The organism is Flavihumibacter rivuli (genome assembly GCF_018595685.2).
Taxonomy (GTDB): domain Bacteria; phylum Bacteroidota; class Bacteroidia; order Chitinophagales; family Chitinophagaceae; genus Flavihumibacter; species Flavihumibacter rivuli.
In genome coordinates this window covers 410692-436053 of record NZ_CP092334.1, presented here as the reverse complement: position 1 = coordinate 436053, position 25362 = coordinate 410692, and the positions used below count along the sequence as shown (strand labels likewise).

Below are 25362 nucleotides of genomic sequence, written 5' to 3'. Positions count from 1 at the left end.
AAAAATTACATGACAACTACAACAGGATCATTGATTCCCTTCCATTTAATGATGATCAAACTACCTTATCTCAAGATAATAGCCGGTATAAACCCACAGCTACACCCGAGCGGTTTACGACTGGCATGCAGGCCGCTGCTGGTGCTGTTACTGGCTTTCATAAGCCAACAGGCCATTGCACAAACATCCATGACGGTAAAGGGCAGGGTAAAAGATAGTACAGGATCTGTATTGACCGATGCATCGGTGCGACTGTACAGAACAAACAAAAGCAATCCCGTTGCCAACCAGTTATCCGATAGCGCAGGTTTTTTTGCCTTCGAACTGAAGGACACCGGATCTTACCAGGTAAGAATAAGCATGGCAGGCTATAATGCTTACCAATCGCCAACCTTCCTTCTTGCCGGGCAAGAAAGGAACCATGATCTTGAAGTGGTAATGAACCCATCGTCACAGTTGAAAGCGGTAATAGTTACGGCACGAAAGCCGATGGTAGAAAAAAAACCAGATAGGACCATCGTGAATGTAGAAGCCATGGTAAGCAGTACAGGTACTGATGCCCTGCAACTGCTATCCCAACTGCCTGGTGTAACTGTTGATGATGACGGAAACATTACCCTCTATGGCAAGGCCGGGGTAACAGTCATGATCAATGGAAAACCCACCTACCTTTCCGGTGATGCGCTGGCCAATTACCTGCGCACATTGCCCTCTTCTGCCTTGGAACAAATTGAACTCATGTCCAACCCACCCGCGGGATTTGATGCTGCAGGTAGCGGCGGGGTTATCCAGATCAAAACCAAAAAAACCGGCATGAAAGGGTTTAACGGCAACCTATCCACGGCCTTTAACCAGGGTATCCTGTTCAGTACCACCAACAGCCTTAACCTGAATTACAAAGTGAACCGCGTGAATTATTACGGCAATTTCAGTTATGTAACCCAGAACAGGCTGACCGACCTCGACATCAACAGGAATTATTATGCACTGGCAGGTTTGAACGAATACAGTTTTGATCAGAATTCGTACATCAGGCGCAAGAATCAGGCATCCACAGCCAAGATCGGGATCGATTTCTTCCCTGATGATAAAACCACCTGGGGTTTCAGCGGAACAGCACTCAGGAGACCATCTACCCAGCATACCACAAACACCAGCAACATCAGGAGGCCTGATGGCACTATCGATTCTTCCACTGCAGCAAAGAACCGCGAAGAAGACCTGTGGAAGAACCAATCGCTGAGTTTTTATTTCAAGCGCGACCTGAAAAAGAAAGGCAGTACCCTTGGGGCTGATGTGGACTACCTGAACTATACTTCAACCGTGGACCAGGCCTTCAGCAATACCACCACCATCCTTGGGGTTCCTGATCCAAGGTTTGACACGCTGGTTGGCTACCTCCCTTCAAGGATCGCCATCATAGCAGCCAAAACCGATGCGGTATTCCCCCTGAAACATTTCACCCTTGAAACCGGCTTGAAAGCGAGTTATGCCGAAACAAAAAATGCAGCCAGCTTTTATTTCATCAACAATGGGTCGCAGTCCCCTGACTATGAAAAAACCAATGACTTTCGCTATAAAGAGCATATCAATGCAGCCTACCTGGCCATTTCAGGCAATTTAGGACGCCTGTCCTACAATGCAGGTCTACGTGCCGAGCAAACCCTTTCAAAGGGCAACCAGTTAGGCAATCCGGTTAAACCCGATTCATCGTTTTCAAGGGAATACACCAACCTGTTCCCCACCCTCTTCCTGACTTACAAAATGGATACTACAGGAGACCACACCATCGGACTCACTTATGGCAGGCGAATTGAGCGGCCTTTTTACCAGGACCTCAACCCATATGTGACCCCGCTGGATAAATTCACTTTATATGTGGGCAACCCCTTCCTGAGGCCCAGCTTTTCGCATGAACTCACTTTCTCCTATACCTACAAACAACTCCTCACCGGAACGATCACCTACACCAAAACAAGCGATACCTTTCTGGAAGCCATCAGGCTGATCGGCAATAATTACCTCAGCAGGCCCGATAACCTGGGCAGCAGCGAATTTATCGGCTTCTCCATTAACTCCAACACCAAACCGGCCAAATGGTGGACCCTAAACATCTTTGCCGATGTACAGCAGCGGCATTTCGAAGGCCAACTGTATAACACCTATATGGACACGAGTGCGGTGTATTTCGGTACGAATTTCACCAACCAGTTCCAGTTAGGCAAAGATTGGTCGGCAGAACTGGGCGGGACTTACCGGACCAGTGTGCTGGTAGGCCAGGTTTCCCTGGATGAATTCTGGGTGATCAACACCGGCATCCAGAAAAAGATCCTTGATAAAAAGGGCACCATCAAACTGGCAGTCAGGGATATCTTCTATTCTGCCATTCGCTATGGCCAGATCAATTTCCTCAGGCAGGCAGACGCCGGATTCAGGAACCGTTCAGATTCCAGGGTCTTCACCCTTAGCTTCACTTATCGTTTTGGTAAATCGAGCCAGCAAAGCCGAGGCAACAGGAGCAGAAGTTCAGAAGAGGAAGAGAACAGGGTAAGGGCCTAAGGCTGGGATTTGCTTTGGCGAAGGATATTTTTGTTGGATAATGATACACTGACATCCCAGCAGTCATAATTATTAAAACATCAATAAGGACGAAAACTGATCATCGCCCCAAACAGTAAAGCCGGTCATGGGACCGGCTTTACTGTTTGCTCAACCCGCCTACACAAAGGGAATTAAAATAAAAAAACCTCCCAGGTTGGAACCTGGGAGGGCGAGTGTGGAGCTGGAGGGAGTCGAACCCTCGTCCAAACATATTCTCCAAAAGCTTTCTACATGTTTATTTGATTATTACTTGTCGGGAAGCAACAGGGAACCAACAAACCGATCACTTCCTTAGCTGGATGGTCTTTTGTTCATGTCACAGCCTTCATGAACAGCAACCTGTGTTTTGTTTTGAGTCGGCGGCGGAGCTTGGAAACAGGTCATCCTGCTCAACGCGGCCCTAATGACTACTTAATCACTGATTAGGCAGCCATGGCATACTGAGTATTGCCATTTGATGTTCGGGTATTCAGATTTACGTGCTAATTATCCAACGCACGACATGCTTACACTTTCAAAGACCTACGCTGTCGAAACCAGTACAGCCCCAGGGGAAAGATTTGCGGGATCGCCATTCTTTTATGCTGGAATGCATCCCCTTTCCGATGAGATGGCAAATATACTGATTCTTTCCTTCTTCTTATTGTTAAATCGATCCGCCCCTTACAAAGCCACTTCCCAACTGACTTCCAGGCATTTCAAAGGTCAATCCCGATCTTCTTCATGAGAATGGAAGCATTCATGCTTGTGCAAACGCCTGGCTTGAGGCGGTAATCAAAATAGAGTTCCTCCCCTGCCACCTGCACATCGAAATGGTAATTGCGGATGGCCTCCGGGTATTGCCCGGATAACTTTGCCAGTTCGAGGTCATGCGTGGCCAGTAAGGCTGTCGCCTTTTGCTCCACCAACTGCCTGATCAGGGCCCTTGAACCGGTATGCCGGTCATTGGAATTGGTGCCCCTGAGGATCTCATCCAGCAGCACCAGTACCTGCTCCCCTTCATTCACCGCATCAATGATCCCCTTCAACTGGTGTAACTCGGCATAAAATGTGGATGCATTCTCCTCCAGGTTATCGGTCACCCGCATGCTACTCATAATACGCATAGGCGATACTGTTAGCTCTTCCGCGCATACCGGCGCACCCATCATGGCCAGCACCTGGTTGATGCCAATGCTCCTGAGGAAGGTACTCTTGCCCGCCATATTGGAACCGGTAATCAACGATACCCTGGGCTTGCCCTCGGTCATGAAATCATTGGCTACCCGCTTTTCAGGCGCGATCAGCGGATGGCCAACGCCCCTTCCGCTAAAAACCCCGGGCGCTTCACTCAACTTCGGGAAGGCCCAGTGTTGCTTATTGAAGGCCAGGCAGCCTAAGCTATACAAGGCTTCCATCCCTGCCAGGGCTGCATACCATTGGCTTACCCGCTCCTGGTTGGCCTCCTTCCACCGTTCCAAAGCCAGCACTTGTTGCAGGTCCCATAGCAGGAAAGTATTGAGCGGCAGGAAGACCAATGGATTGAGCCGGTAATCAAACCGGTCCAGGATCCTTTGCAATTGCCTGATCTGGGTAGAACAACCGGAACCATCGCCCATAAATGCTTCCCGGTATTGCATTAACAAGGGCGCATCATATTGCAACGACTCTACATGCCGGGCACTCCTGAGTAAGGTTTTCAATTGAACGGTCATCTTATCCAGGACCTGGTACTGGGGCATCACTTTTTTAGTGATCACAAAGGCAATTACCATGAACAGGATCAGGGCCGGGTAGAAATACAGTCCCGGCAGGTACCCTATCAGGTGCGCAGTTAAAGCAGATAAGGAAAGGATGGGAAAACCCCAACGCAGAGTGGACCAAACAGCCTTTCCCCTGAAACGGAACGCTGCCGCCAGCCACTCCTCCAACTTCAATTGGCTGTCGATCCTTATCTGTTCACTGGCACCAATAGCCTGTAGTTCATAAATGGCATCAGGGTGCAGGGATAAGGACCTTATGGCTTCCTGGCGGGAAAGAACCTCAGCTTCCATAGCAGGCTCCAGCAACCATTTGGCCAACAACTGCCGGCCCTGTTCCGATTGGGCGCGATTGATCAACTGGTAAACAGAATGGCGGCCAAACAGGTCAAGGTCGCGGGCATAGGCATGGTGTTCGGGTTGCCATTCGCTTCCATCATAACGATGTTGGAACCTGTGCAGCACCCATTCCTGTTCATCCTTATGGATGGCCAACAACTGCTGCAAGTGCAGGGCCCTGTCCTTTAACCGCAGGCTGATCACCACCAACCGCAGGAAGATGGCTAAAAACACTGCAAGTGATAGTGCCGCATATAGTTTATCAATTGGCCAAAGGCGGTAGAACAAATACGCAGTTCCGGCTGCCAGGACCAACCTTATCCAGGCGATCCGGCTTCTTTTCTTATTGAGGTGCTTAAGGTCTTTTTCCAGTTCAACAACCCGTTCCTTATGGAACGATAGCGGAGAGAAATTGATCATAGGCGAAAGGTAGAGGAATTTTGAAAGCGGGAAAAGGGGATGTTGACAATTGCATCGAACAACTGGTTATACGGTTGCGGATCAGGAAATTGACCAAAGGCCAATTAATAACCGCTGGAAAATATTCCTTACATTCATTGAGTCTAGTTGACTCAATAAACAGCACCTGTCTATCATGAAACTAATTGTCACTTTTATGGCTGCCTTAACGATGCATGGCGGCATGGCATTGGCCCAACCGCCCAAAGGATTCCCGGTACAGGCAACGGTTAAAAGCGGAACACTGGAAGGTGTCCATGGTATCAAAAGCAGCCTCAACATCTACCTGGGCATTCCCTATGCCGCTCCACCGCTAGGGGAATTAAGGTGGAAAGCCCCCCAGCCCCTGCCTAATTGGAAGGGAATACGTGAGGCGAAAAAATTCGGACCCGGACCTGTTCAGGCTGCCGTATTTGGGGACATGAATTTCCGGTCTGAAGGTTTTAACGAGGACTGCCTTTACCTGAATGTATGGAGCCCTGCTACCCGTCCCGAAGCTAAACTTCCCGTTCTGGTCTATTTCTATGGTGGTGGATTTGTGGCAGGTGACGGTTCCGAACCCCGCTACGATGGCGCCAGTATGGCCAGGAAAGGCATAGTGGTACTGACGGTGAATTACAGGCTGAACATCTTTGGTTTCCTCGCCCATCCGGATTTAAGCAAAGAGGCTTCTTACAAAGCATCCGGCAACTATGGACTACTCGACCAGCTGGCGGCCTGCAATGGGTGAAACAAAATATCAAAGCCTTTGGTGGAGATCCCAATAAGGTGACCATTGCAGGTGAATCAGCAGGTTCGATCTCTGTAAGTGCCCAAATGGCTTCCCCTCTTAGCAAGGGCCTTATTCATGGTGCCATTGGCGAGAGCGGTGCATCCATCTACCCCACCCTAGCACCGGTCAGCTTGCAGGAGGCAGAAAAGATCGGCAGCGAGTTCCTTAGTAAGGCCGGCGTGAAAAGCATCGCTGAACTCAGGAAGATGAGCACAGCGGAGATCTTCCATCTCTACCGGGAGTCCAAGCGCTTTGGCTTCCCACCAGTGATTGATGGTTATTTCCTACCCCGCTCACTTCCGGAGATTTTTGCCGCCCAACAACAAAGCCAGGTCCCCTTATTATTGGGCTGGAATTCTGCCGAGATCCCCGGCATGGCCTTTATGCAAGGCAAACCCTATACACCAGAAAACTTCATCAACCGCGTAAAAGCCGAGTACCCACAGGACCATGAGGAAGTACTGAAACTATACCAACATGCCAATGAGAAAGAAGTGGAATGGTCTGCCACCGACCTTGCATCTGACCGGTTCATCGTATACAGCACCTGGAAGTGGTTCGACCTGCACCGCAGGAACAGCAAACAACCTGTTTACCGGTACCTTTATTCCAAACTGCGTCCCCCATTGGTTGACCCCAACCTCGTACCCGGACTGGCAGGTGGAACTACCAGGAATGCACAACCGCAAATAAAGCAACCAGAACCGATCGGCGCACCACATGCCTGCGAGATCGAATATTGCATGGGTAACCTTTATTTGGTGAAGGAATACGCCTGGACAGCCGATGACTACAAAGTATCGGAGCAGATGCAGCAGTACTTTGCCAACTTCATTATTACCGGCAACCCCAACAGTAAAGACCTGGCCGAATGGCAAGCTGCCGAAGCCACTACAACTGAACCTCCTGTAATGATCATCGACACAGAATCAAAACTGATCAAAGCCAGGAATGATGCGCGGTTTGACTTTCACGACCGCTATTATGGAAAGCCTGTAAAGGCAGAAAGAAAGCCATGACAAACTTTGGTCAATAACCCTATCAAATAGAAAAGCCTGGCAACAACCAGGCTTTCCTATTTATCTACAATGCTTAAAAATATCCTTAGGTCAAGCTTATTTAAACAGTCGGAAGATATCCAGACCCAGTGCATAAGCCATCAATCCCAACAACAATACCATACCCACCATTTGGGCATATTCCATGAACTTCTCGCTTGGCTTGCGGCCTGAAACCATTTCGATGATGGTAAACACTGCATGGCCACCATCCAGTCCGGGAATGGGCAGCACGTTCATTAATGCCAACACAAGGGAGAAGAAGGCGGTGAGGCTCCAGAACAATTGCCAGTCCCAAACCGGGGCAAACATTTTACCGATACTGATCACACTACCCAGTGACTCATTGGTGTTCACCTTGCCACTGAAGATCAGCTTCAGCTGTAACCAGTATCCCTCCAATGTTTCCACGCTTTTTTTGAAACCTGCGGGAATAGCTTCCAGGAAACCATACCTGATCTCCTTAACCTCAAACTCATCCTTCACAGCGCTATTGTATACGCCAACGATACCACTTGCCGGAACGGCCAGGGCCATTTGTAAAGTGTCGGAGCCACGTTTTACGCTAAGGTTCACCTGCTTGCCTTTATTGGCTTGGATAGCCCGCCTGAACTCATGGAAATAGAGGGCTGATTTTTCATTTACGGCAAGGACCTTATCCCCTTTGCGGATACCGGCCTTAACAGCAGCACTGGTATCGGCCAGGCTATCTACCGCAAGGAAAGGCACACGCATATCTATGAAATTGATCGTCTTGAAATGGATCAGCTTGGCGGCAAAATCTTCCGGGATATTGATATTCACCTTCTGGCCATCGCGATCCACCTCCATGGTCTTTGCACCATTCAATAATACTTTCAGGGGGATCTTGTTGAACCGGTCAATATATTCCCCATCCACACTCAGCACTTTATCCCCATCACGCAATCCTATGCTCTGGGCAAGGGAGTCGGTAGCGATACCATACTTGAACTTATTGGTGGGAACATAATTTTCGCCCCAGTACCACAACATAGCGGCATAGATCAGGAAGCCAAGTACTAGGTTTACGGTCACGCCCCCCAGCATAATGATCAGTCGCTGCCAGGCTGGCTTGCTCCTGAACTCGTATGGCTGGGCCGGTTGTTTCATTTGCTCCTTGTCCATACTCTCATCGATCATGCCGGCGATCTTCACATAACCGCCAAAAGGCACCCAGCCCAGGCCGTATTCCGTTTCGCCTATCTTCTTTTTGAACAGGGAGAACCAGGGGTTGAAAAAGAGGTAGAATTTCTCCACCCGGCACTTGAACCAACGGGCAGGGAGAAAATGTCCCAATTCATGAAGGATGACAATAATGGAAAAGGATAAGATGAACTGACCTGCCTTTACGCCGGCTTCAGCCCAGTTGATTGCTAATAAACTCATATTACGATTCCGTCAGATACATTTAGGATAAAGACAAATATCTGCTAAAAACGCCTATCCGCATCATAAAATTTTATGAAAGAAAAGGCCATTCCCATTGAATTTGAAGGCTATAGCCATTTGGGGTGACCTATAGGAATATTTTTTCCTCCTGCATGGTGCAACGCTACCCTATCGCTGCCTGTCAAGCTCCCTAAAATCCAGTATGAAAAAGTTATTGGCGGCATTGGTTGTTTTCACCAGCCTGACGGGATGCCTTAAAACTGTAGAGAATAAGACAGGAAGGGTTTTGGTTCCCCTGCAGATCACCGGTGCCCAGACACCAGCCGAGACCGTTCCCGGCAGCAGGATCAATGCCAGGGTAAGTGTAAAGGGATCGAACAAATGTTATGAATTTGTAGGTTTTGATGTCCGCAGCAATGTCCAGAACACCTATGACATCAGGGCATATGGCAGCTACCCTGCCGATACCAGCAACCTGAATTGCGGGACAGGACTATTCCAGCTGGATACAGCCTTCTCATTGCCTTTGTACATGGAAGGTAAATACGTGATTCGCTATTATAACGATATGACCTTGTTGAAGGCAGATACAGTTACTGTAAGAAATTGATCATTGTTTGGAAAACGTTCCTTCGGGAACAGTTTTGGCGAGCTGGCATGTGTGTCCCGCCAGAACATGAGACGGCACTGCTCACAGTGCCGTATTTTTTCCTACCCCACAGGAATATGGCTAATGGGTTTTGGATAATTTATCCTCCACCCGTAGATGAAAATAAAAATCCTACTTTATCCCTGCCTCCCTGTTCCATTTACGCCAATGATATCGGTAGAACCAACCTCTATACTTTCCATTTTCCTTTAATTGGTCAAGGGCATTGCCCAACAAGTCCAGTGACTCGCTCACACAGGCAGCAGATGCCTTTCTCAGGATAGCCCGGTCTGTATCACCCTCTTTTGACCTTTCATGAAATTCAACCCAACGATCTTCGAGTGGGTAGAACAGGTTATGGGCCAGTTCATGGGCATGGGTATACTGGCAAAGCGCCTTGCGGTGCCATCGCTCCCATTGCCACCAATAGCTTTGATCGGCCCTTGCAGATGGCAACCTGAAGTTCTTCCCATCCAACACATCATCATCAAAGTAAAATGGCTTGAACACACTCAGGCAGGGTGCGGAACTTCCTGTTGCCCAGATGGAGGGTTGCGCATCTTTCCTTAATACAGTTACCATGGAGCCCGTGGTTTGGGAAGGGGTCAATAAACCCGTGGCATGCAGGCATAGGCTATCCATCCTGCCATCAGAGGGATCAAAACCATGGTCCACCGCATGGCTCCTTAATACCTTGAAAGCATCCTGTAAGCCTGCCGTACCCTGCAAACTTCCAAGGTGCATCATGCTGCATTCGCGACGTTTAACGGCCATGGACAACCGACTCATTAAGGGGGCGGAAAATGCATCGGCAAAGCTGAAATCCTTCATTCCCTTAGACCATCCTTTTTTGCCAGCAAAATCTATTGCGCCATCGCTGATACCATCCCACTCGTGGGTAATACTGAGGCGGTTGGAAATGGCATAATAGGACCTCAATTTGCGATATACCCAGAATCGGCCCGCCGTTTCCAATACATAGGCTTCGCGGGGATCAGCTATGATGAAACTATTGTGGTAAAAAAAATTACGGTTGGTATATCCCCCACAGGCATCCTGGCCATAACTTTCCACCAACCTGCAGATATGGCGGAGTGCCGCTTCCGCCGATCTGGAGGTTTCCAGTGCCAGCCTGATCAAATCCATACCTGTCAGGCCATCGTTCTTCCTGGCAATGGGCATCCTCGTGAATACCGCTTCGTTGCCGATCACCACCTGGTTCTCATTGATCCCCATTTCCGCCCCCCACATCTGGAAGGGTTTACTAAGGATCACTTCAAATATTTCTCGGTTATGCGGAACCGTTATATAGGTCGCTTTGACCTCATCGGTATCCCTGAACTGCCGGGGATAGCGAACCAGGTGTTGCGCCTCATTAGGCTCCCGGTCCGAGTTCTTGGCAAATATGGCCTGCCCATCACGGGTAAGATGGGGTGGGATATAAAAGGTATCACACATTGCTGTAAGATACTGCGTAGTTGGGAGTCTTGGAAAGCCCGGAATGGGATTGGATTCAACTTGTCAGCCTGGTCCCCTACAAATGGATCAGGGAAGCAGCATATTCCCTGGCCTCTGCATCGCTGTCGAAATACTCGTCCAGGGTTGGGTGTTCGATGAACCTTACCTTTCCCATGGTCCGCTCGATCACTTCGGTCATGTCCAGGAATCCAACGCGGTTGCGCAGGAAGGCAAAGACGGCGATCTCATTCGCTGCATTCAGGACGCAGGGGAGGTTTCCACCTTTGAACAATGCATCTGTGGCTAAAGCCAGGTTACGGAAGGTCTTTACATCGGGTTCCTCGAATGTGAGGGTATTGGGCTTACGGAAATCGTAACGGGGAAACTGGTTGGGTATGCGCTGCGGGAAGGCCATGGCATACTGGATCGGCAACTTCATATCGGGCAATCCCATCTGCGCCTTGATGCTGCCATCCTCAAACTGTACCATGCTATGGATGATGCTCTGCGGGTGAATGACCACCTGCACCTGCTCCGGCTTGAGGTTGAAGAGCCACTTGGCTTCGATCATCTCCAAACCCTTGTTCATGAGGGTGGCCGAATCAATGGTGATCTTCGCACCCATGCTCCAGTTGGGATGCTGCAAAGCATGATCGCGCTTCACATTCACCAAAAAATTGGGTTTTTTGCCCAGGAATGGTCCACCCGATGCTGTCAGGATGATCTTGTTGATTGGGTTCAGGTTCTCCCCTACCAGGCATTGGAAAATGGCAGAATGCTCGCTATCAACGGGGATGATGGGGACACGTTTCTCCACGGCTTTCTTCATCACGATATCCCCTGCCACCACCAGGGTCTCCTTATTGGCCAGGGCAACAGGCTTCCCCTGCTCTACGGCTTGTAGGGTGGGCTTTAGGCCGGCAAAGCCTACGATGGCGGCCAGCATCAGGTCATAGCAATCAAGGGCAGCCACTTCTTCAAGGGCCTTCTCGCCGGCAAACACCTTGGTATCGGTTGATGCAAGGGCATCCTTAACCTTCTTATACTTCGATTCATCGCCAATCACTACGATATTGGGCTTGAACTGCAGGGCCTGGCTGATCAGCAGTTCGTCGTTCTGCTGGGCCGTCAGGACCTCCGCTGAAAAAAGCTGGGGATTGGCAGCAATCACTTCCAAAGCCTGGGTACCTATGGACCCGGTCGATCCGAATATAGCAATGCGTTTCTGCATGTTTTCTCTGTTAACTTTCCTGCCCCGGTTGGGCGGGGACATGGAGAGGAAACGGCAAATTAACGCAATAATTGCTGTGTTGCGGCATTTACTTCCTGAAAATTAAACCCGGATAGAACCGCTTCCATGGCCTTTTTCACCTCGGCAGTACAGAGGTTTCCGATACTGCCTTCATGAGTGTGGCTGACCCGGGCATCATAGGTATAGGCCCCTTCTTCAATGGCCAAGCCTACCTGCTTATAGGCATCGCGGAAGGGGATCCCCTGCAATACCAGCTTGTTCACCTCTTCCACACTGAAGAGGTACTGGTATTTGGGATCTGCCAGGATATCCTTCCGGATGGAAATATTGCTTAACATCAACCCGGCCATTTGCAGACAATCCTTCAACACCCCAAAGGCCGGGAATAAATGCTCCTTCAGGAGTTGCAGGTCACGATGGTATCCTGATGGAAGGTTGGTGGTCATCATCATGATCTCATTGGGAAGGGCCTTTATCCGGTTACAGTGTGAACGGATCAGCTCGAACACATCAGGGTTCTTTTTATGGGGCATGATACTGCTGCCGGTGGTCAGTTCCGGCGGGAAAGAAATGAAACCAAAATTCTGGTTGAGGTAAAGGCAAGCATCCATCGACAGTCGGCCAAGGGTATCGGCCAGGTTGGCCATGGCCATGGCAACGATCCGTTCTGCCTTACCCCTTCCCATTTGCGCATACACGACATTATAATTCAGGTCGGCAAACCCCAGCAACCGGGTGGTACGGGTCCTGTTGATGGGGAAGGAAGAACCATAACCTGCCGCAGATCCCAAAGGATTCTTGTTCACCACCTGGTAGGCAGCCTGAAGGGTCTGGAGGTCATCGACCAGGCTTTCCGCATAGGCCCCGAACCAAAGGCCAAAGGAAGAAGGCATGGCCAATTGCAAATGGGTATAACCGGGCAACAAATGATCCTTGTATTGCTCGCTCTGCTCCTGCAGCAATTGGAAGAAGGGCAAAACTGCTTCTACCAGCGATTGCAGTTCATCGCGCAGGAAGAGTTTGAGGTCTACCAGCACCTGATCATTACGGCTCCTGGCACTATGGATCTTCTTCCCAGTATCGCCGAGTGAACGGGTGAGCAGGAACTCCACCTGGGAATGCACATCTTCCACCCCGGGCTCAATACGAAACTCACCGGCCTCGATACTACCGTAGATCTTCTTTAGCGCTGCCAGCAGCTCTGCCACTTCAGGGGCAGTCAGCAGGCCTACTTCACCCAGCATGATGGCATGGGCCATATTGCCCAACACATCCTGCCTGGCCATCATCTCGTCAAACTCACGATCCCGCCCAACCGTAAATTTCTCCACTTCCGCCAGTGACTGGGTGTTCTTTTGCCAGAGTTTCATGGTTGTAAATATTTCAATAGGTGTATGAGTATGTTTCTAGTATTGTTTTAATATCCCCCTGGTAGGGCCACGAAGCCTCTAAGACACTAATTTGCACAAAGGCGTCTTTGTGACTCCTTCGTGCCTTAGCGCCTTAGTGGCCTCTAACCTCATCGGGCGCAGCTAAATAGGCCTCTTATGGGGTTAACTTGTTATCCATTATCCTTCCCCAAAGACCCGGCCTATCAATTCAATGTATTCCTTTATCCCCTGCTTTACTTCCTCCACAAATATGTATTCATCTGCGGAATGGCTCCTGGCGCTATCGCCGGGTCCGCACTTCAAAGCGGGGAAAGGCATCAGCGCCTTATCTGAACAGGTGGGCGACCCATAGGTCTTCTTGCCCATCGCCAAACCGGCCTTCACCAGCGGGTGCTCATTGACAATACCCGTGGCCCGCATCCGCATGCTCCGCGGCTTCACCTCGGCAAATACATTCTGCCGAACGGCCTCTATTATCTCTTCATGGGTATAGGCATCTGTCACCCTGATATCCACGGTAAAATTGCAGGTGGCGGGAACTACATTATGCGCCTTGTTCTCGGTTTGGATCACCGTCACATTCATCTTCACCGACCCAAGTGTCTCTGAAACCTTTGCAAACCGATGGGTACGGAACCATTCTATATCCTGCATGGCTTTATAGATGGCATTCTCCCCTTCTTCCCTTGCGGCATGACCAGCCTTCCCATGCGCCACGCAATCCAGGACCAGCAATCCTTTCTCCGCTACCGCCAACTGCATTTGCGTTGGCTCACCCACAATGGCCGACCAATGGTGGAAGCGAACCTGTTGAGGCCTTGCGGCCACCCCTGTTGCTTCCAGGAAGGTTTCATGCTTGAGCAAACCTTCGATCCCATTCAAACCGGATATCTCTTCTTCAGCCGTTGCCGCCAACACCAGGTTATAGGGAAGGGATGGCTTATCGAAGAAATTAAGGAAACAGGCAATCAGGGCCACCAGCGGTCCTCCCGCATCATTGCTTCCCAGTCCATACAGCCGCCCGTCTTCAATGACTGGCTGGAAAGGATCCCTGTTGTATTGGGGATTGGGCTTTACCGTATCATGGTGGGAGTTCAGCAGGATCACCGGTTTATGCGGGTCGAAATGCCGGTTCAGAGCCCAGACATTATTCAGGTAGCGGTTAGCCTCTAAACCTTTTGATAAGAGGTAGTCCTGTATGCAGGTTGCAGTCTTATCCTCTTCCTTACTGAATGAGGGGATTGCGACCAGGGACAGCAATAAACCAATAGCCTCTTCCTGTAATTGTTCCATGCTCATGCGGTTATTAATGTTCCGGTGGTTGATTCCGTGGTATTCTGCAACAGGTCATCTGCATGCCCGATCAGCACTTCCTTCACACCAGCGTCAATGGCTGCAAAGGCATTGTCCAACTTGGGCAAAATACCTGCAAATAATTTCTGTCCTGTTTTAAGGCTGGCATACGATACCTTATCTATCTTCCTGATAACGGAACCATCATCTTCAACGGATTCCAATACACCTTTCTTTTCAAAACAATAGATAAGCCTTACCGGCTCATGCTTTGACAAGGCAATTGCCAGAGCGGAAGCAATGGTATCGGCATTGGTATTGAGCATATTCCCCATGCCATCATGGGTAAGGGGGGCTACTACCGGTACCATGCCCTGCTCTATTAAGTTATACCATTTTGCTGATGGAATGAGGTTGGTATCAATATCACCCACAAAGCCATAGTCGATGGTCTTTACCGGCCTTTTATGTGCGGGTACCAGGTTGCCATCCGCACCGGTAAGGCCAATGGCATCGGTTCCCAGGGACTGTAATTGGGCAACGATCTGTTTATTCACCAATCCCCCATACACCATGGTCACCAGGTCAATGGTACCGGCATCGGTAATCCGGCGGCCGTCAACATACTGGGATACGATCCCTAACTTGTCGCCGATACGGGTTGCGATCTTGCCGCCACCATGTACCAACAGCTTTTTTCCTTCCACTTGTGAGAAGGCCTGGAGGAAACTGCGGAGGGAGGGTTCCGCATCAATTACATTACCGCCTATTTTGATAACGTAGATCATAATTCGATATTTTTTTGCCACGAAGGCACTAAGGCACGAATAGGCACGAAGGCGTTATGGGTAAGATGGATTTAGATAACCAATTAAACTCTTACCTCTTAATGGAACTGCGCAGGATCTCTGCCAGTACGGCTTGTGCAGCCCAGACGCGATTGGAGGCTTCACGGGTCACCAGGCTGTTGGGGCCATCCAGGATCTCATCGCTCAGTTCAACATTCCTCCTTACCGGCAGGCAGTGCATCACCTTCGCATTATTGGTCAGTTGCAGTTTAGCATTGTTAAGCATCCAGGCTTCATCGGTACACAATACCTTTCCATAGTCTGAATAGGCACTCCAGTTCTTCACGTATACAAAATCCGAATCCTTCAATGCCATCTCCTGGTCATGCATAATGGTTGCACCATTGGTGAACCGGGTGTCCAACTCGTATCCTTCAGGATGGGTCACCACAAAATCAGCCTGCCCCCAGGCATTCACCCATTGCGCAAAACTATTGGCCACGCATTGGGGAAGTGCTTTTACATGCGGCGCCCATGTCAATACCACTTTGGGCTTCTTCCCTGGCGGAAGGGCAGGCAGGGCCTCCGTCATGGTGATGATATCGGTCAGGCTTTGCAGCGGATGAAGGGTGGCACTCTCGAGGCTCACGACAGGAATGCCTGCATATTTTACGAATTGCCTGATATAGGCTTCACTATAGTCTTCTTCCCTGCTCTTCAGAGAAGGGAAGGTCCGGATGGCGAGGATATCGAAATAATTGCCCATTACAGGGGCCGCATCCTTAACATGCTCAACAGTAGTGCCATTCATGATGGCGCCTTCTGCGAATTCCAGCGCCCAGCCTTCGCTTCCAACATTAAATACAATGGCTTCCATCCCCAGGTTCTGTGCAGCCACCTGAGTACTCAAGCGGGTCCGCATACTGGGATTAAGGAAGAGCAGACCGATCCGCTTGCTCCTGCCCAGTTCACGATCCCTGTAGGGATCAGCTTTATAGGCCAGCGCCTGCTGCACCAGGAGGTCAATATTGCTTACATCATCAACGGAAAGAAACTGTTGCATCGCTTGTTGGGTTGGGTGTTGGTATCGAATCCGATTTTCGGTTGTCCTATAATGTTAGTTAGCTGATCGGCCATCATGCCAATTCAGATCGCATGGCCTCCAGGAAACGATCGGCCTCTTCCCTGGACAGAGCCAGCGAAGGCAACAGCCTGATCACGTTGGGCTTGGCCTCACCTGTGAAGATCTTATGCTTTACAAGCAGGTTCTTCCTGAGGTCCTTCTGGGATTCCGGCACATCAAAGCCGATCATTAATCCCCGTCCACGGATATTGCTGATATGGGGTAAACTGCTTAACTCTTCCATCAGGTATTTGCCGGTGAGGGCGGCTTCAAACATCAGGCCTTCCTTCTCCATTACTTCCAACACCCCCAGTGCAGCAGCACAGGCCAGGTGGTTGCCGCCGAAGGTTGTACCCAGCATGCCATGCTTAGGCTGGATATGCGGCGCAATAGAGATTCCCGCAACCGGGAATCCATTGCCCATTCCCTTAGCCATGCTGTAAATATCTGCATCGGCACCGGCATGGTCATGTGCGTAGAACTTTCCGCTTCTCCCATATCCACACTGTACGGCATCTGCGATATAGACGGCACCATACTCATCACAACACATGCGGATGGCCTGCAGGAAGGCATCGCTGGCAACATTGATGCCACCAACACCCTGGATACCCTCAACGATCACTGCCGCAATATCTGCACCCTGCGCCTTAAAGCAGGCACGGAGGGCATCCACATCATTGAAGGGAAGGAAGATGATATTAGTGGTCTGGTTGACAGGCGCCACAATAGCAGGATTGTCAGTTGCAGCTACTGCCAGCGAAGTGCGGCCATGGAAGGATTTCCTGAAGGCAATGACCTTCTTCCTACCGGTATGGAAAGATGCCAGTTTCATGGCATTCTCATTGGCCTCTGCCCCGGAATTACAAAGAAACAATTGGTAATTAGCCTTGCCGGACAGCTTGCCGAGCTTCTCTGCCAATTCCACCTGCAAAGGGATCTTGATTGAATTGGAGTAGAAGGCGATCTGGTGCAACTGCGCTTCTAAGCGGTGTACCCAGTGGGGATGGGTATGACCGATAGAAATAACGGCATGGCCACCATACATATCCAGGTATTCATTTCCTTTTTCATCCCAAACCTTTGAGCCCAGGGCCCTGGTGATGGTGATATCATTCAGCGGGTATACGTCGAAGAGTTTCATGCTTGGTTGTTTTACTATCCACATGCTGCCATCTTGGTACCAGCAACAGGATAGACAGGTTAGTTACTTGACTTTAAAATGCAGCAGCCTTCAATTTCAATCCAAGGCTTTCATCAAGGCCCATCATCAGGTTCATATTCTGTACTGCCTGTCCACTGGCTCCTTTCAGCAGGTTGTCAATCGCCGAATGGATCACCAGCTTGGCTCCCACCTTCTCTACCTGCACCACACACTTATTGGTATTGACCACCTGTTTCAGGAAGATGGCATCATCACAAAACACGGTAAAGGGATGTTCTTGGTAATATTCCTGGTACAACTCATCTATCGTTGACTTGGGCAGGTCACAATGGACGGTTGAACTGATGAATATGCCCCTGGTAAAATCTCCACGCCAGGGTACGAAGCTGATATCTATGTCGCTATCCCCCTGCAGTTGCAGGAGCGACTGGCCGATCTCGCCTAGGTGCTGGTGGGTAAGGGTCTTGTAGGCCTGGATATTATTGGCCCTCCAACTGAAATGCGAAGTGGTGCTCAAGCCCTGCCCTGCACCCGTGGAGCCTGTAATACCGGTTGTATAGATCTCATCCAGCAAACCGGCCTTGGCCAATGGCAGTAGCCCTAATTGGATGGCTGTTGCAAAACAACCGGGGTTGGCAATATTACTGGCTTGCCTGATCTCTTCCCGCTGCAATTCCGGAAGGCCGTAGACGAACTGGCGATCGCCAATGGAAGATTGGTGCTGCAGGCGAAAGTCATTCGAGAGGTCGATCACCTTTACATGGGAAGCTACAGGCTGGGCTTCCATGAACTTACGCGCTTCGCCATGACCGGTACACAAGAAGAGCACATCAATGGCATCACTGTACTGGTCAGTGAATACAAGGTTGGCTTCATCGACAAGGTCCTGGTGCACTTTGTACACAGGATTACCGGCATTGCTTTTACTATGGATATAGGCGAGTTCCACTGCAGGATGATTGACCAGTACCCTGATCAGTTCACCTCCGGTGTAACCGGCACCTCCTATTATTCCTGCTTTGATCATAGTTTAATTTTTACTCCGCAGCATTTAACTGCTGTACTGACTTCCATAACCAGCCTGTTCGGTGTGGCATACGCTGAATGATTCATGAATGGGTCAGGACTCCTTTTTGTTCACAGCCTGCCAGATAGCGGTCTGGTTGCCAAATATCTTACTGAAACCCCTCACGTCTTCGCCGGTGAATCCGGTGTTCATCTCCCCATATTTGCCAAACTTTGAAGACATCAGGTCGAATGCAGATTCGATACCGATCACACTAAAGCGATAAGGCATCAACTGCACATATACATCACCGGTCACATTCTGCTGTGACTGTTCAAAATAAGCTTCAATATCACGCATCACGGGGTCGAGGATCTGGCCTTCATGCAACCAGTTACCGTAAAACTGTGCCAGTTGGTCCTTCCAGTTCAATTGCCATTTGGTGAGAACGTGTTTCTCCAATGCATGGTGGGCCTTCAGGATCACCATGGGTGCTGCTGCTTCAAAACCCACCCTGCCCTTGATGCCAATAATAGTATCTCCTACATGGATATCGCGACCAATACCATAAGGTCCCGCAATAGCTTGCAGGTATTGGATGGCTTCAGATGGATGGTCAAAGGTTTTATCATTCACCGCAGTCAGTTCGCCTTTCTCGAAGTGCAGCTTTACCTCTTCCTCACCTGTTTTGGTCACCTGGGTAGGCCAGGCTGACTCAGGCAACATGCCCTTTGAGGAAAGGGTTTCCCTTCCGCCAACGCTGGTTCCCCAAAGTCCCTTGTTGATGGAGTACATTGCCTTTTCAACATTCATGTCCACCCCTTTTTTCTTCAGGTACCCGATCTCTTCTTCCCTGCTGAGTTTAAGGTCACGGATCGGTGTAATGATCTCGACCCCTGGGATCATGATATGGAAGATCATATCAAATCGCACCTGGTCATTACCGGCACCGGTACTGCCATGGGCAACGGCATCAGCGCCAAGTGCCCGGACATGTTCTGCGATATGCAGGGCCTGGCTCAAACGCTCAGCACTTACGCTTAGCGGGTAAGTATTATTCTTCAAAACATTACCATAGATGAGGTAACGGATGATCCTGTCGTAATATCCTTTTACCGCATTAACGGTGGTATGGCTCTTTACTCCGAGGGCATAGGCATGGGCCTCGATCCTGGACAGCTCTTCAGCACTGAAGCCGCCTGTATTCACAATAATGGAATGCACTTCATACCCTTTGTCTTCACTAAGGTACTTCACGCAGAAGGTGGTATCCAGTCCACCGCTGAATCCGAGAACAACTTTCCTTGACATGTTTGGCTATGGTTCGTTTAAAGGTTAAAGAAGTAGTTGAACAGCGAGAACATTTTCTTCTTCTCTACTGCGGCGCCGCCTGGCTTCTTTGAACTCTCCTTTTTAAGGAAGTTCTTGATAAACCTCGACTGTTTGATGCGCATCAACCTTTCATAGGCTTTAGAGTGTTGCTTGAATTCAGCTGCGGTCTCTGATGGCTCATAATGGTCCTTGGGATCATAGAGCATGGCAGTGCATAGGCAATTCTTCCTGTCCTTACTCATCAGGATATCATAATTCACGCAGCTCTTGCATCCTGCCCAGAAGGCTTCATCCTGCGTCAGCTCAGAGTAGGTCACCGGCTCATAACCCAGGTCGGAATTGATCTTCATCACCGCAAGTCCGGTAGTGAGGCCAAAGATCTTGGCTTCAGGATACTTTTCCCTGCTGAGTTCGAAAATGCGCTGCTTGATTCGCTTGGCCACGCCACTTTTGCGAAAGGCCGGGGAAACGATCAGCCCGGAATTGGCCACATACTCACCATGGCTCCAGGTTTCTATATAGCAGAAACCTACCCATGTACCATCTTCGGTATGTGCAATAACAGACTTGCCTTCCCGCATCTTTTCTTCAATGTATTGCGGCGAACGCTTGGCAATACCGGTTCCACGGGCCTTGGCAGAAGCTTCCATCTCATCGGTAATGATGGATGCGAAATGGACATCGTCGGGTGTTGCAACCCTAACGACAATGGATTGATTTTCCAACTGGCAATAAATTAAGGATCAGTAAAAGGAAATTGCTAATACCTGGACTGCAGGCTCAGTAACTCGGGGGCTTTTTTCACTGATAGGGGCCTTTGCAAAGGGCTCGTCCTATCAGCAACCACGTCGAGGTCGCGGAAGGAAACTAAAAGCAGCATCCAGGGAGAAGATCACCCTGATGGAACTGAAATGATATTGATATGTATTCGCTGCTTTCAAGTTCTGGTTGAATGACTTTTAAGGAAGTCGACGCAAAAGTATACGTTTTTCAGGAAAATGAGCCAAAATTTTTTATGCCTCATTTTAAAAGGCCGGCTGGATCGATCCCTATGATCATCCGGCCGGCCTTTAGGTTAGTTTATCCAGGGCTGCAGGGCATCTGCCAGCTTCCGGTCGTTGCTCAGGCGAGGAACCTTGTTCTGCCCACCCAACTTCCCGATGCTTTTCATGTACTCAATGAACCCGTTCCGCTGCACCACGCTGATCTTAAGGGGCAATAATATATTACCGGTGATCAGGTCATCGTAGTAGATGTTCTTTTCCCTGAGGTTGGCATCCACCCTCGAGGCAAAGGCCTCCAGGTTGTCGGGCGCCTTCTCGAATTCAATGAACCACTCGTGATAGGACTTGCCAGCCCCCTGGCTGATCATTGGCGCTACGGTAAACTCGGTGATCTGCAACCTTTCTTCCTTTGCAGCCTTCATCAGGCTGTATTCCACTTCTTCCCCGATCACGTGTTCGCCAAATGCCGAGATAAAATGCTTGGTACGGCCGGATACCACAATACGATAAGGGTTGGTGGACACAAACTTCACGGTGTCCCCTATGTTATATCCCCACAGACCGGCATTGCTGTTGATGATCAGGGCATAGTTCTCCCCGACCTTCACATCCTTCAGGGACAGCCTGGTTGGGTTTTCATTGAAGATCTCATTGGCGGGAACGAATTCAAAGAATATCCCGCTATTGGTATTCAGCAGCAGCCCTTCTGCGTGTTGGGAATCCTGGAAGGCGAAGAACCCTTCCGATGCTGGAAAGGTTTCAATAGCCGCGATCGGTCTTCCGATGCTTTCGAAAAGCCTGGACTTGTAGGGTGAAAAGTTCACACCCCCATGTACCAACACGCTGAAATTGGGAAATACATCCTTGATCCTCTTGCCACTTATATCCATCAGGCGGTCGAAATACATCTGCATCCATGGTGGGATCCCGCTGATCAGGGTCATATTCCTGTTAATGGTCTCCCCAACGATCTTATCCAGTTTGGTCTCCCAATCTTCAATACAGTTGGTCTCGTAGGAAGGCAACTGGTTCTTCCTGAGGTAACTGGGGATGTGATGGTTCACGATCCCGCTCAAACGGCCTGTGGGTATTCCACCCACCCTTTCCAGTTCAGGGGAACCGGAAAGGAAGATCATATTGCCATCGGCAAAGGCAGTATTCCCGCTTTCCGCCATATAGCAGAGCAGCGCATTCCGGGCCGTATTGATATGGTTGGGGATGGAATCCTTGGTAATCGGAATGTATTTCACCCCTGAGGTGGTACCGGAAGTTTTCGCAAAATAGATGGGCTTACCCTTCCATAATATATTATGCTTGCCTTCCTTGACCAGCTCGATATAGGGCTTGTACTGCTCGTAATCCCGGATGGGGATAGCCTGGGTGAACTGCTCATGGCCGGAAACCTCGGCCAGGTGGTGGTCCTTACCGAACTGGGTGCCGGCACCTGTCTTGACCAGTTCGCGGAAAATCGCTTCCTGGTCGGCCACGGCGTTCTGCATGGACCTTTTTACCTGCTTGTATACATAGGAAGCGAAAGGCTTCGCTAAAAAAGACTTGAATTTCATAGTGCAATGGGGGCTGGGAACAAATTTAGGGGGGATAAGGCAGCCCTGTCTTAAATTTGCGGTAAATATTTCTGAAAATCTGTTTGATGAAACGGATTTTACCCTTACCTTTGCACTCCTAATTTTGGTAAGTTATGTTTGCAGTTGTTAAAATAGCCGGTCAGCAATTCAAGGTTCAGAAGGACCAGACTTTGTATGTTCCCCAATTGGCAGGTAACGCCGGCGATAAGGTAGAGTTTCCAGAAGTATTGCTGGTGGATAACAACGGAACCCTCACTGCTGGTGATGCGGTTAAGGCTACAGTTAAGGCCGAGATCGTTGACCATCTGCAGGGTGACAAAGTGATCGCCTTTAAAATGAAAAGGAGGAAAGGTTTCCGTAAGAAGATCGGACACCGCGCTCACTACACCAAAATCAAGATCAACGAAATCGCTTAATCGCATTAAAACTTATACGTCATGGCACACAAAAAAGGTGAAGGTAGTGTAAAGAACGGACGCGACTCACAAAGCAAGCGCCTGGGTGTAAAGATCTATGGTGGTCAGCCCGCTATTTCCGGTAACATCATCGTTCGTCAGCGTGGTACTTCCTACCATCCTGGTAAGAACGTAGGTGTTGGAAGGGATTTCACACTGTTCGCTCTGGCTGATGGTGTGGTTGAATTCCGCAAGACCAGGGAAAACAAGACCATCGTTTCTATCAACCCGGTTGAAGTTTCTGCTTAATCATTTTCGATTAAAAAAGCAAGAAAATTTTTGCAGTTCCAGATTAGTTTATATTTTTACGTCAAGTAAACCCATTTACTAATCATTAAATTCTAAAAAAATGGCAACTGCAAAAAAAGCGGCTCCAAAGAAAGCTGCTGCAAAAAAAGCTGTAAAGAAAGCTGCTCCTAAGAAAGCTGCTGCAAAGAAGGCCGCTCCTAAGAAGGCTGCAAAGAAAGCCGCTCCTAAAAAGGCTGCTGCTAAGAAAGCTGCTCCTAAGAAGGCTGCTGCTAAGAAAGCTGCTCCTAAGAAGGCCGCTAAGAAAGCTGCTCCTAAGAAAGCCGCTAAGAAAGCTTAAGGAAATAGCTTCCGATATTGAAAAGTCCCGGTTCAGCCGGGACTTTTCTTTTTCATTCCCCTCCTGCTAATAAAGAAGACCAACCATCACCGCTTCCTTTCACGAATTACCAGCTAAAACCCTGTTCTTCTGTACCTTCGGGTTTCCTGCCCAAGTGGCAACAAGAAGATTATGGATAATTACGCAATAGCTGACCAATTCTCCCTCCTATCCAAACTGATGGATATCCACGGGGAAAATTCATTCAAGGCAAAATCATACGCTACCGCGGCCTTTAACATTGAAAAACTGCCGCTTCAATTGTCTGATACCCCCAGGGAAAAGATCGCCGGCATGAAAGGGATTGGCGACTCTTCCGCGAAAAAGATCATGGAACTATTGGACACGGGTAAGCTCCAGGTATTGGTTGACCTGGTTGCACAAACCCCACCCGGTGTGCTGGAGATGCTCAACATCAAAGGACTTGGCCCCAAGAAGATCGCCACCATCTGGAAAGAGATGGGTATCGAATCATTGGGTGAACTCCTGTATGCCTGTAATGAGAACAGGTTGCTGATGTACAAAGGTTTTGGGGAAAAGACCCAGGAGAGTGTAAAACAGTCCATCAATTTCTACCTGCACAATAAAGGACATTTCCTTTTTGCAGAGATTGAAAGCTATGCCAACCAGGTACTGGCAGCCATCAGCAAACAGTTCCCTGACCACCACCATCAACTGGCGGGTGAGATCAGGCGACAGGCCAACACCATCACCGCCCTACAACTCATAACAACCACCCCCCTGGCAACCTTAGAACAGTTCCTGCAGCAACAAAACTTCAGTTGCGCCACAACCCCCGCTAATGAATTGGAAGCAACAGGACCTGAAGGGGCACGAATGGTATTCATTGGCACAAGCAAGGATAAATTCGTTACCGACAGCTTTACGAGTAGCTGCAGCAGGGAATTTCTGGACCAACTGAAAGCACGTACCGGCTTTGATGATAACAGGGAATACCCTGACGAGGGAAGCATTTTCGAAACCCTTGGCCTGCCCTTCATTCCTGACTATCAACGGGACCTACCTGCCCTTCTGGATAAGGCCATTGCCAATTCCCTGCCTGAGCCAATAATGGTGCAGGACATCAGGGGCATCATCCATAGTCATAGCAACTGGAGCGATGGATTGCATACCATTGAGGAAATGGCCAAAGGCTGTATCAGCAAAGGCTATGAATACCTGGTGATCAGTGACCACAGCAGGTCCGCAGGTTATGCTAACGGACTTTCGGTTGAGCGCATCCGGGAGCAACATGCCTATATTGATGAATTGAATGCAAGGCTGGAACCTTTTAAGATCTTCAAAAGCATTGAGTGTGATATCCTGGGCGATGGCTCACTCGATTATCCCGATGATGTCTTGGCAGGCTTTGACCTCGTTATCGCTTCTGTACACAGCAACCTGAAAATGACCGCTGAAAAGGCCATGCAGCGCTTGCTCAGGGCCATTGAACACCCCGCAACCACAATTCTGGGCCATATGACCGGGAGGTTATTGTTAAGCCGCCCGGGCTATCCTATTGACCATGAACAGGTGATCGACGCCTGTGTAAAGCATAAGGTGGTCCTTGAGATCAATGCCCACCCGCGAAGACTCGATATTGATTATAGCTGGATCCCATATGCCATGGAAAAAGGGGCCCTTCTTTCCATTAATCCAGATGCCCACCAGGTGGAAGGATTTGATGATGTGCGCTACGGCGTGATCAGCGCCAGGAAGGGCGGCCTGACAGCAGCCAGCAACCTCAGCAGCTTCAACCTTGCCGCATTCGAAACATTCCTGTCTGCCAACAGGAAGATCTGACCTGTATTGTTCTTTACATAACTGTAAAGGGAGGCTATTTTAAACAGCCTCCCT

General features: G+C 49.5%; 19 protein-coding genes, 1 other RNA gene and 1 pseudogene. 7 read left to right on the top strand and 14 right to left on the bottom strand.

Annotated features, from left to right (window positions below):
- Positions 1-9 precede the first annotated feature (9 nt).
- On the top strand, positions 10-2559 hold the full coding sequence (locus KJS94_RS01930) for a TonB-dependent receptor (protein WP_214447067.1): 2550 nt from the start codon (positions 10-12) through the stop codon (positions 2557-2559).
- 215 nt (positions 2560-2774) lie between these two features.
- Here the strand turns inward: KJS94_RS01930 and ssrA are convergent.
- Positions 2775-3150: a transfer-messenger RNA gene (gene ssrA / locus KJS94_RS01925) on the bottom strand.
- Between the two features lie 149 nt (positions 3151-3299).
- Positions 3300-5099: a MutS family DNA mismatch repair protein gene (locus KJS94_RS01920; RefSeq protein WP_214447066.1), complete on the bottom strand. Its 1800-nt coding sequence runs from the start codon at positions 5097-5099 to the stop codon at positions 3300-3302.
- Positions 5100-5274: 175 nt separating this feature from the next.
- Here KJS94_RS01920 and KJS94_RS18225 point away from each other — a divergent pair.
- A pseudogene (locus KJS94_RS18225) lies at positions 5275-6929 on the top strand (carboxylesterase/lipase family protein).
- Between the two features lie 96 nt (positions 6930-7025).
- On the opposite strand, the gene rseP reads toward KJS94_RS18225, so the two are convergent.
- Positions 7026-8375 carry an RIP metalloprotease RseP gene (gene rseP / locus KJS94_RS01905; protein ID WP_214447065.1) on the bottom strand — a complete coding sequence of 450 codons (1350 nt, stop codon included), beginning with the start codon at positions 8373-8375 and terminating at the stop codon, positions 7026-7028.
- Between the two features lie 205 nt (positions 8376-8580).
- Here rseP and KJS94_RS01900 point away from each other — a divergent pair, with 205 nt between their 5' ends.
- Complete coding sequence (locus KJS94_RS01900; RefSeq protein WP_214447064.1) at positions 8581-8988, top strand: hypothetical protein; 408 nt, start codon at positions 8581-8583, stop codon at positions 8986-8988.
- Positions 8989-9159: 171 nt separating this feature from the next.
- Here KJS94_RS01900 and KJS94_RS01895 read toward each other — a convergent pair whose 3' ends face one another.
- The 11 genes from KJS94_RS01895 to KJS94_RS01845 form a co-directional block, all read right to left on the bottom strand.
- Positions 9160-10485, bottom strand: a complete 1326-nt coding sequence (locus tag KJS94_RS01895) for a C69 family dipeptidase (protein WP_214447063.1) — start codon at positions 10483-10485, stop codon at positions 9160-9162.
- A 76-nt stretch (positions 10486-10561) separates the two neighbouring features.
- Complete coding sequence (locus KJS94_RS01890; RefSeq protein WP_239804252.1) at positions 10562-11716, bottom strand: 1-deoxy-D-xylulose-5-phosphate reductoisomerase; 1155 nt, start codon at positions 11714-11716, stop codon at positions 10562-10564.
- Positions 11717-11775: 59 nt separating this feature from the next.
- Positions 11776-13107: an argininosuccinate lyase gene (argH, locus tag KJS94_RS01885; RefSeq protein WP_214447061.1), complete on the bottom strand. Its 1332-nt coding sequence runs from the start codon at positions 13105-13107 to the stop codon at positions 11776-11778.
- Between the two features lie 198 nt (positions 13108-13305).
- On the bottom strand, positions 13306-14421 hold the full coding sequence (locus tag KJS94_RS01880; protein ID WP_239804251.1) for a M20 family metallo-hydrolase: 1116 nt from the start codon (positions 14419-14421) through the stop codon (positions 13306-13308).
- 2 nt (positions 14422-14423) lie between these two features.
- Positions 14424-15209 carry an acetylglutamate kinase gene (argB, locus tag KJS94_RS01875; protein ID WP_214447059.1) on the bottom strand — a complete coding sequence of 262 codons (786 nt, stop codon included), beginning with the start codon at positions 15207-15209 and terminating at the stop codon, positions 14424-14426.
- Between the two features lie 91 nt (positions 15210-15300).
- Positions 15301-16272 (bottom strand): Rossmann-fold NAD(P)-binding domain-containing protein, encoded by a 972-nt coding sequence (locus KJS94_RS01870; RefSeq protein WP_214447058.1) that lies wholly within the window; start codon positions 16270-16272, stop codon positions 15301-15303.
- Between the two features lie 73 nt (positions 16273-16345).
- Complete coding sequence (locus KJS94_RS01865) at positions 16346-17476, bottom strand: aspartate aminotransferase family protein (protein ID WP_214447057.1); 1131 nt, start codon at positions 17474-17476, stop codon at positions 16346-16348.
- Between the two features lie 73 nt (positions 17477-17549).
- Positions 17550-18524, bottom strand: coding sequence for an N-acetyl-gamma-glutamyl-phosphate reductase (gene argC / locus KJS94_RS01860; RefSeq protein WP_214447056.1), 975 nt, complete (start codon positions 18522-18524; stop codon positions 17550-17552).
- A 93-nt stretch (positions 18525-18617) separates the two neighbouring features.
- On the bottom strand, positions 18618-19814 hold the full coding sequence (locus KJS94_RS01855) for an argininosuccinate synthase (RefSeq protein WP_214447055.1): 1197 nt from the start codon (positions 19812-19814) through the stop codon (positions 18618-18620).
- A gap of 17 nt (positions 19815-19831) precedes the next feature.
- Positions 19832-20560, bottom strand: coding sequence for a GNAT family N-acetyltransferase (locus KJS94_RS01850; protein ID WP_214447054.1), 729 nt, complete (start codon positions 20558-20560; stop codon positions 19832-19834).
- 350 nt (positions 20561-20910) lie between these two features.
- Positions 20911-22404, bottom strand: a complete 1494-nt coding sequence (locus tag KJS94_RS01845) for a GH3 auxin-responsive promoter family protein (protein WP_214447053.1) — start codon at positions 22402-22404, stop codon at positions 20911-20913.
- Positions 22405-22538: 134 nt separating this feature from the next.
- On the opposite strand from KJS94_RS01845, the gene rplU reads away from it, so the two are divergent.
- The 4 genes from rplU to KJS94_RS01825 all read left to right on the top strand — a co-directional run bounded on the left by rplU (position 22539) and on the right by KJS94_RS01825 (position 25308).
- On the top strand, positions 22539-22841 hold the full coding sequence (gene rplU / locus KJS94_RS01840; RefSeq protein ID WP_214447052.1) for a 50S ribosomal protein L21: 303 nt from the start codon (positions 22539-22541) through the stop codon (positions 22839-22841).
- A 21-nt stretch (positions 22842-22862) separates the two neighbouring features.
- Entirely contained in the window at positions 22863-23129 is a 267-nt protein-coding gene (gene rpmA / locus KJS94_RS01835; RefSeq protein WP_214447051.1) for a 50S ribosomal protein L27, read from the top strand.
- A 100-nt stretch (positions 23130-23229) separates the two neighbouring features.
- Positions 23230-23466 carry a hypothetical protein gene (locus tag KJS94_RS01830; RefSeq protein WP_214447050.1) on the top strand — a complete coding sequence of 79 codons (237 nt, stop codon included), beginning with the start codon at positions 23230-23232 and terminating at the stop codon, positions 23464-23466.
- A 171-nt stretch (positions 23467-23637) separates the two neighbouring features.
- On the top strand, positions 23638-25308 hold the full coding sequence (locus tag KJS94_RS01825; protein WP_214447049.1) for a DNA polymerase/3'-5' exonuclease PolX: 1671 nt from the start codon (positions 23638-23640) through the stop codon (positions 25306-25308).
- The last annotated feature ends 54 nt before the right edge of the window (positions 25309-25362 follow it).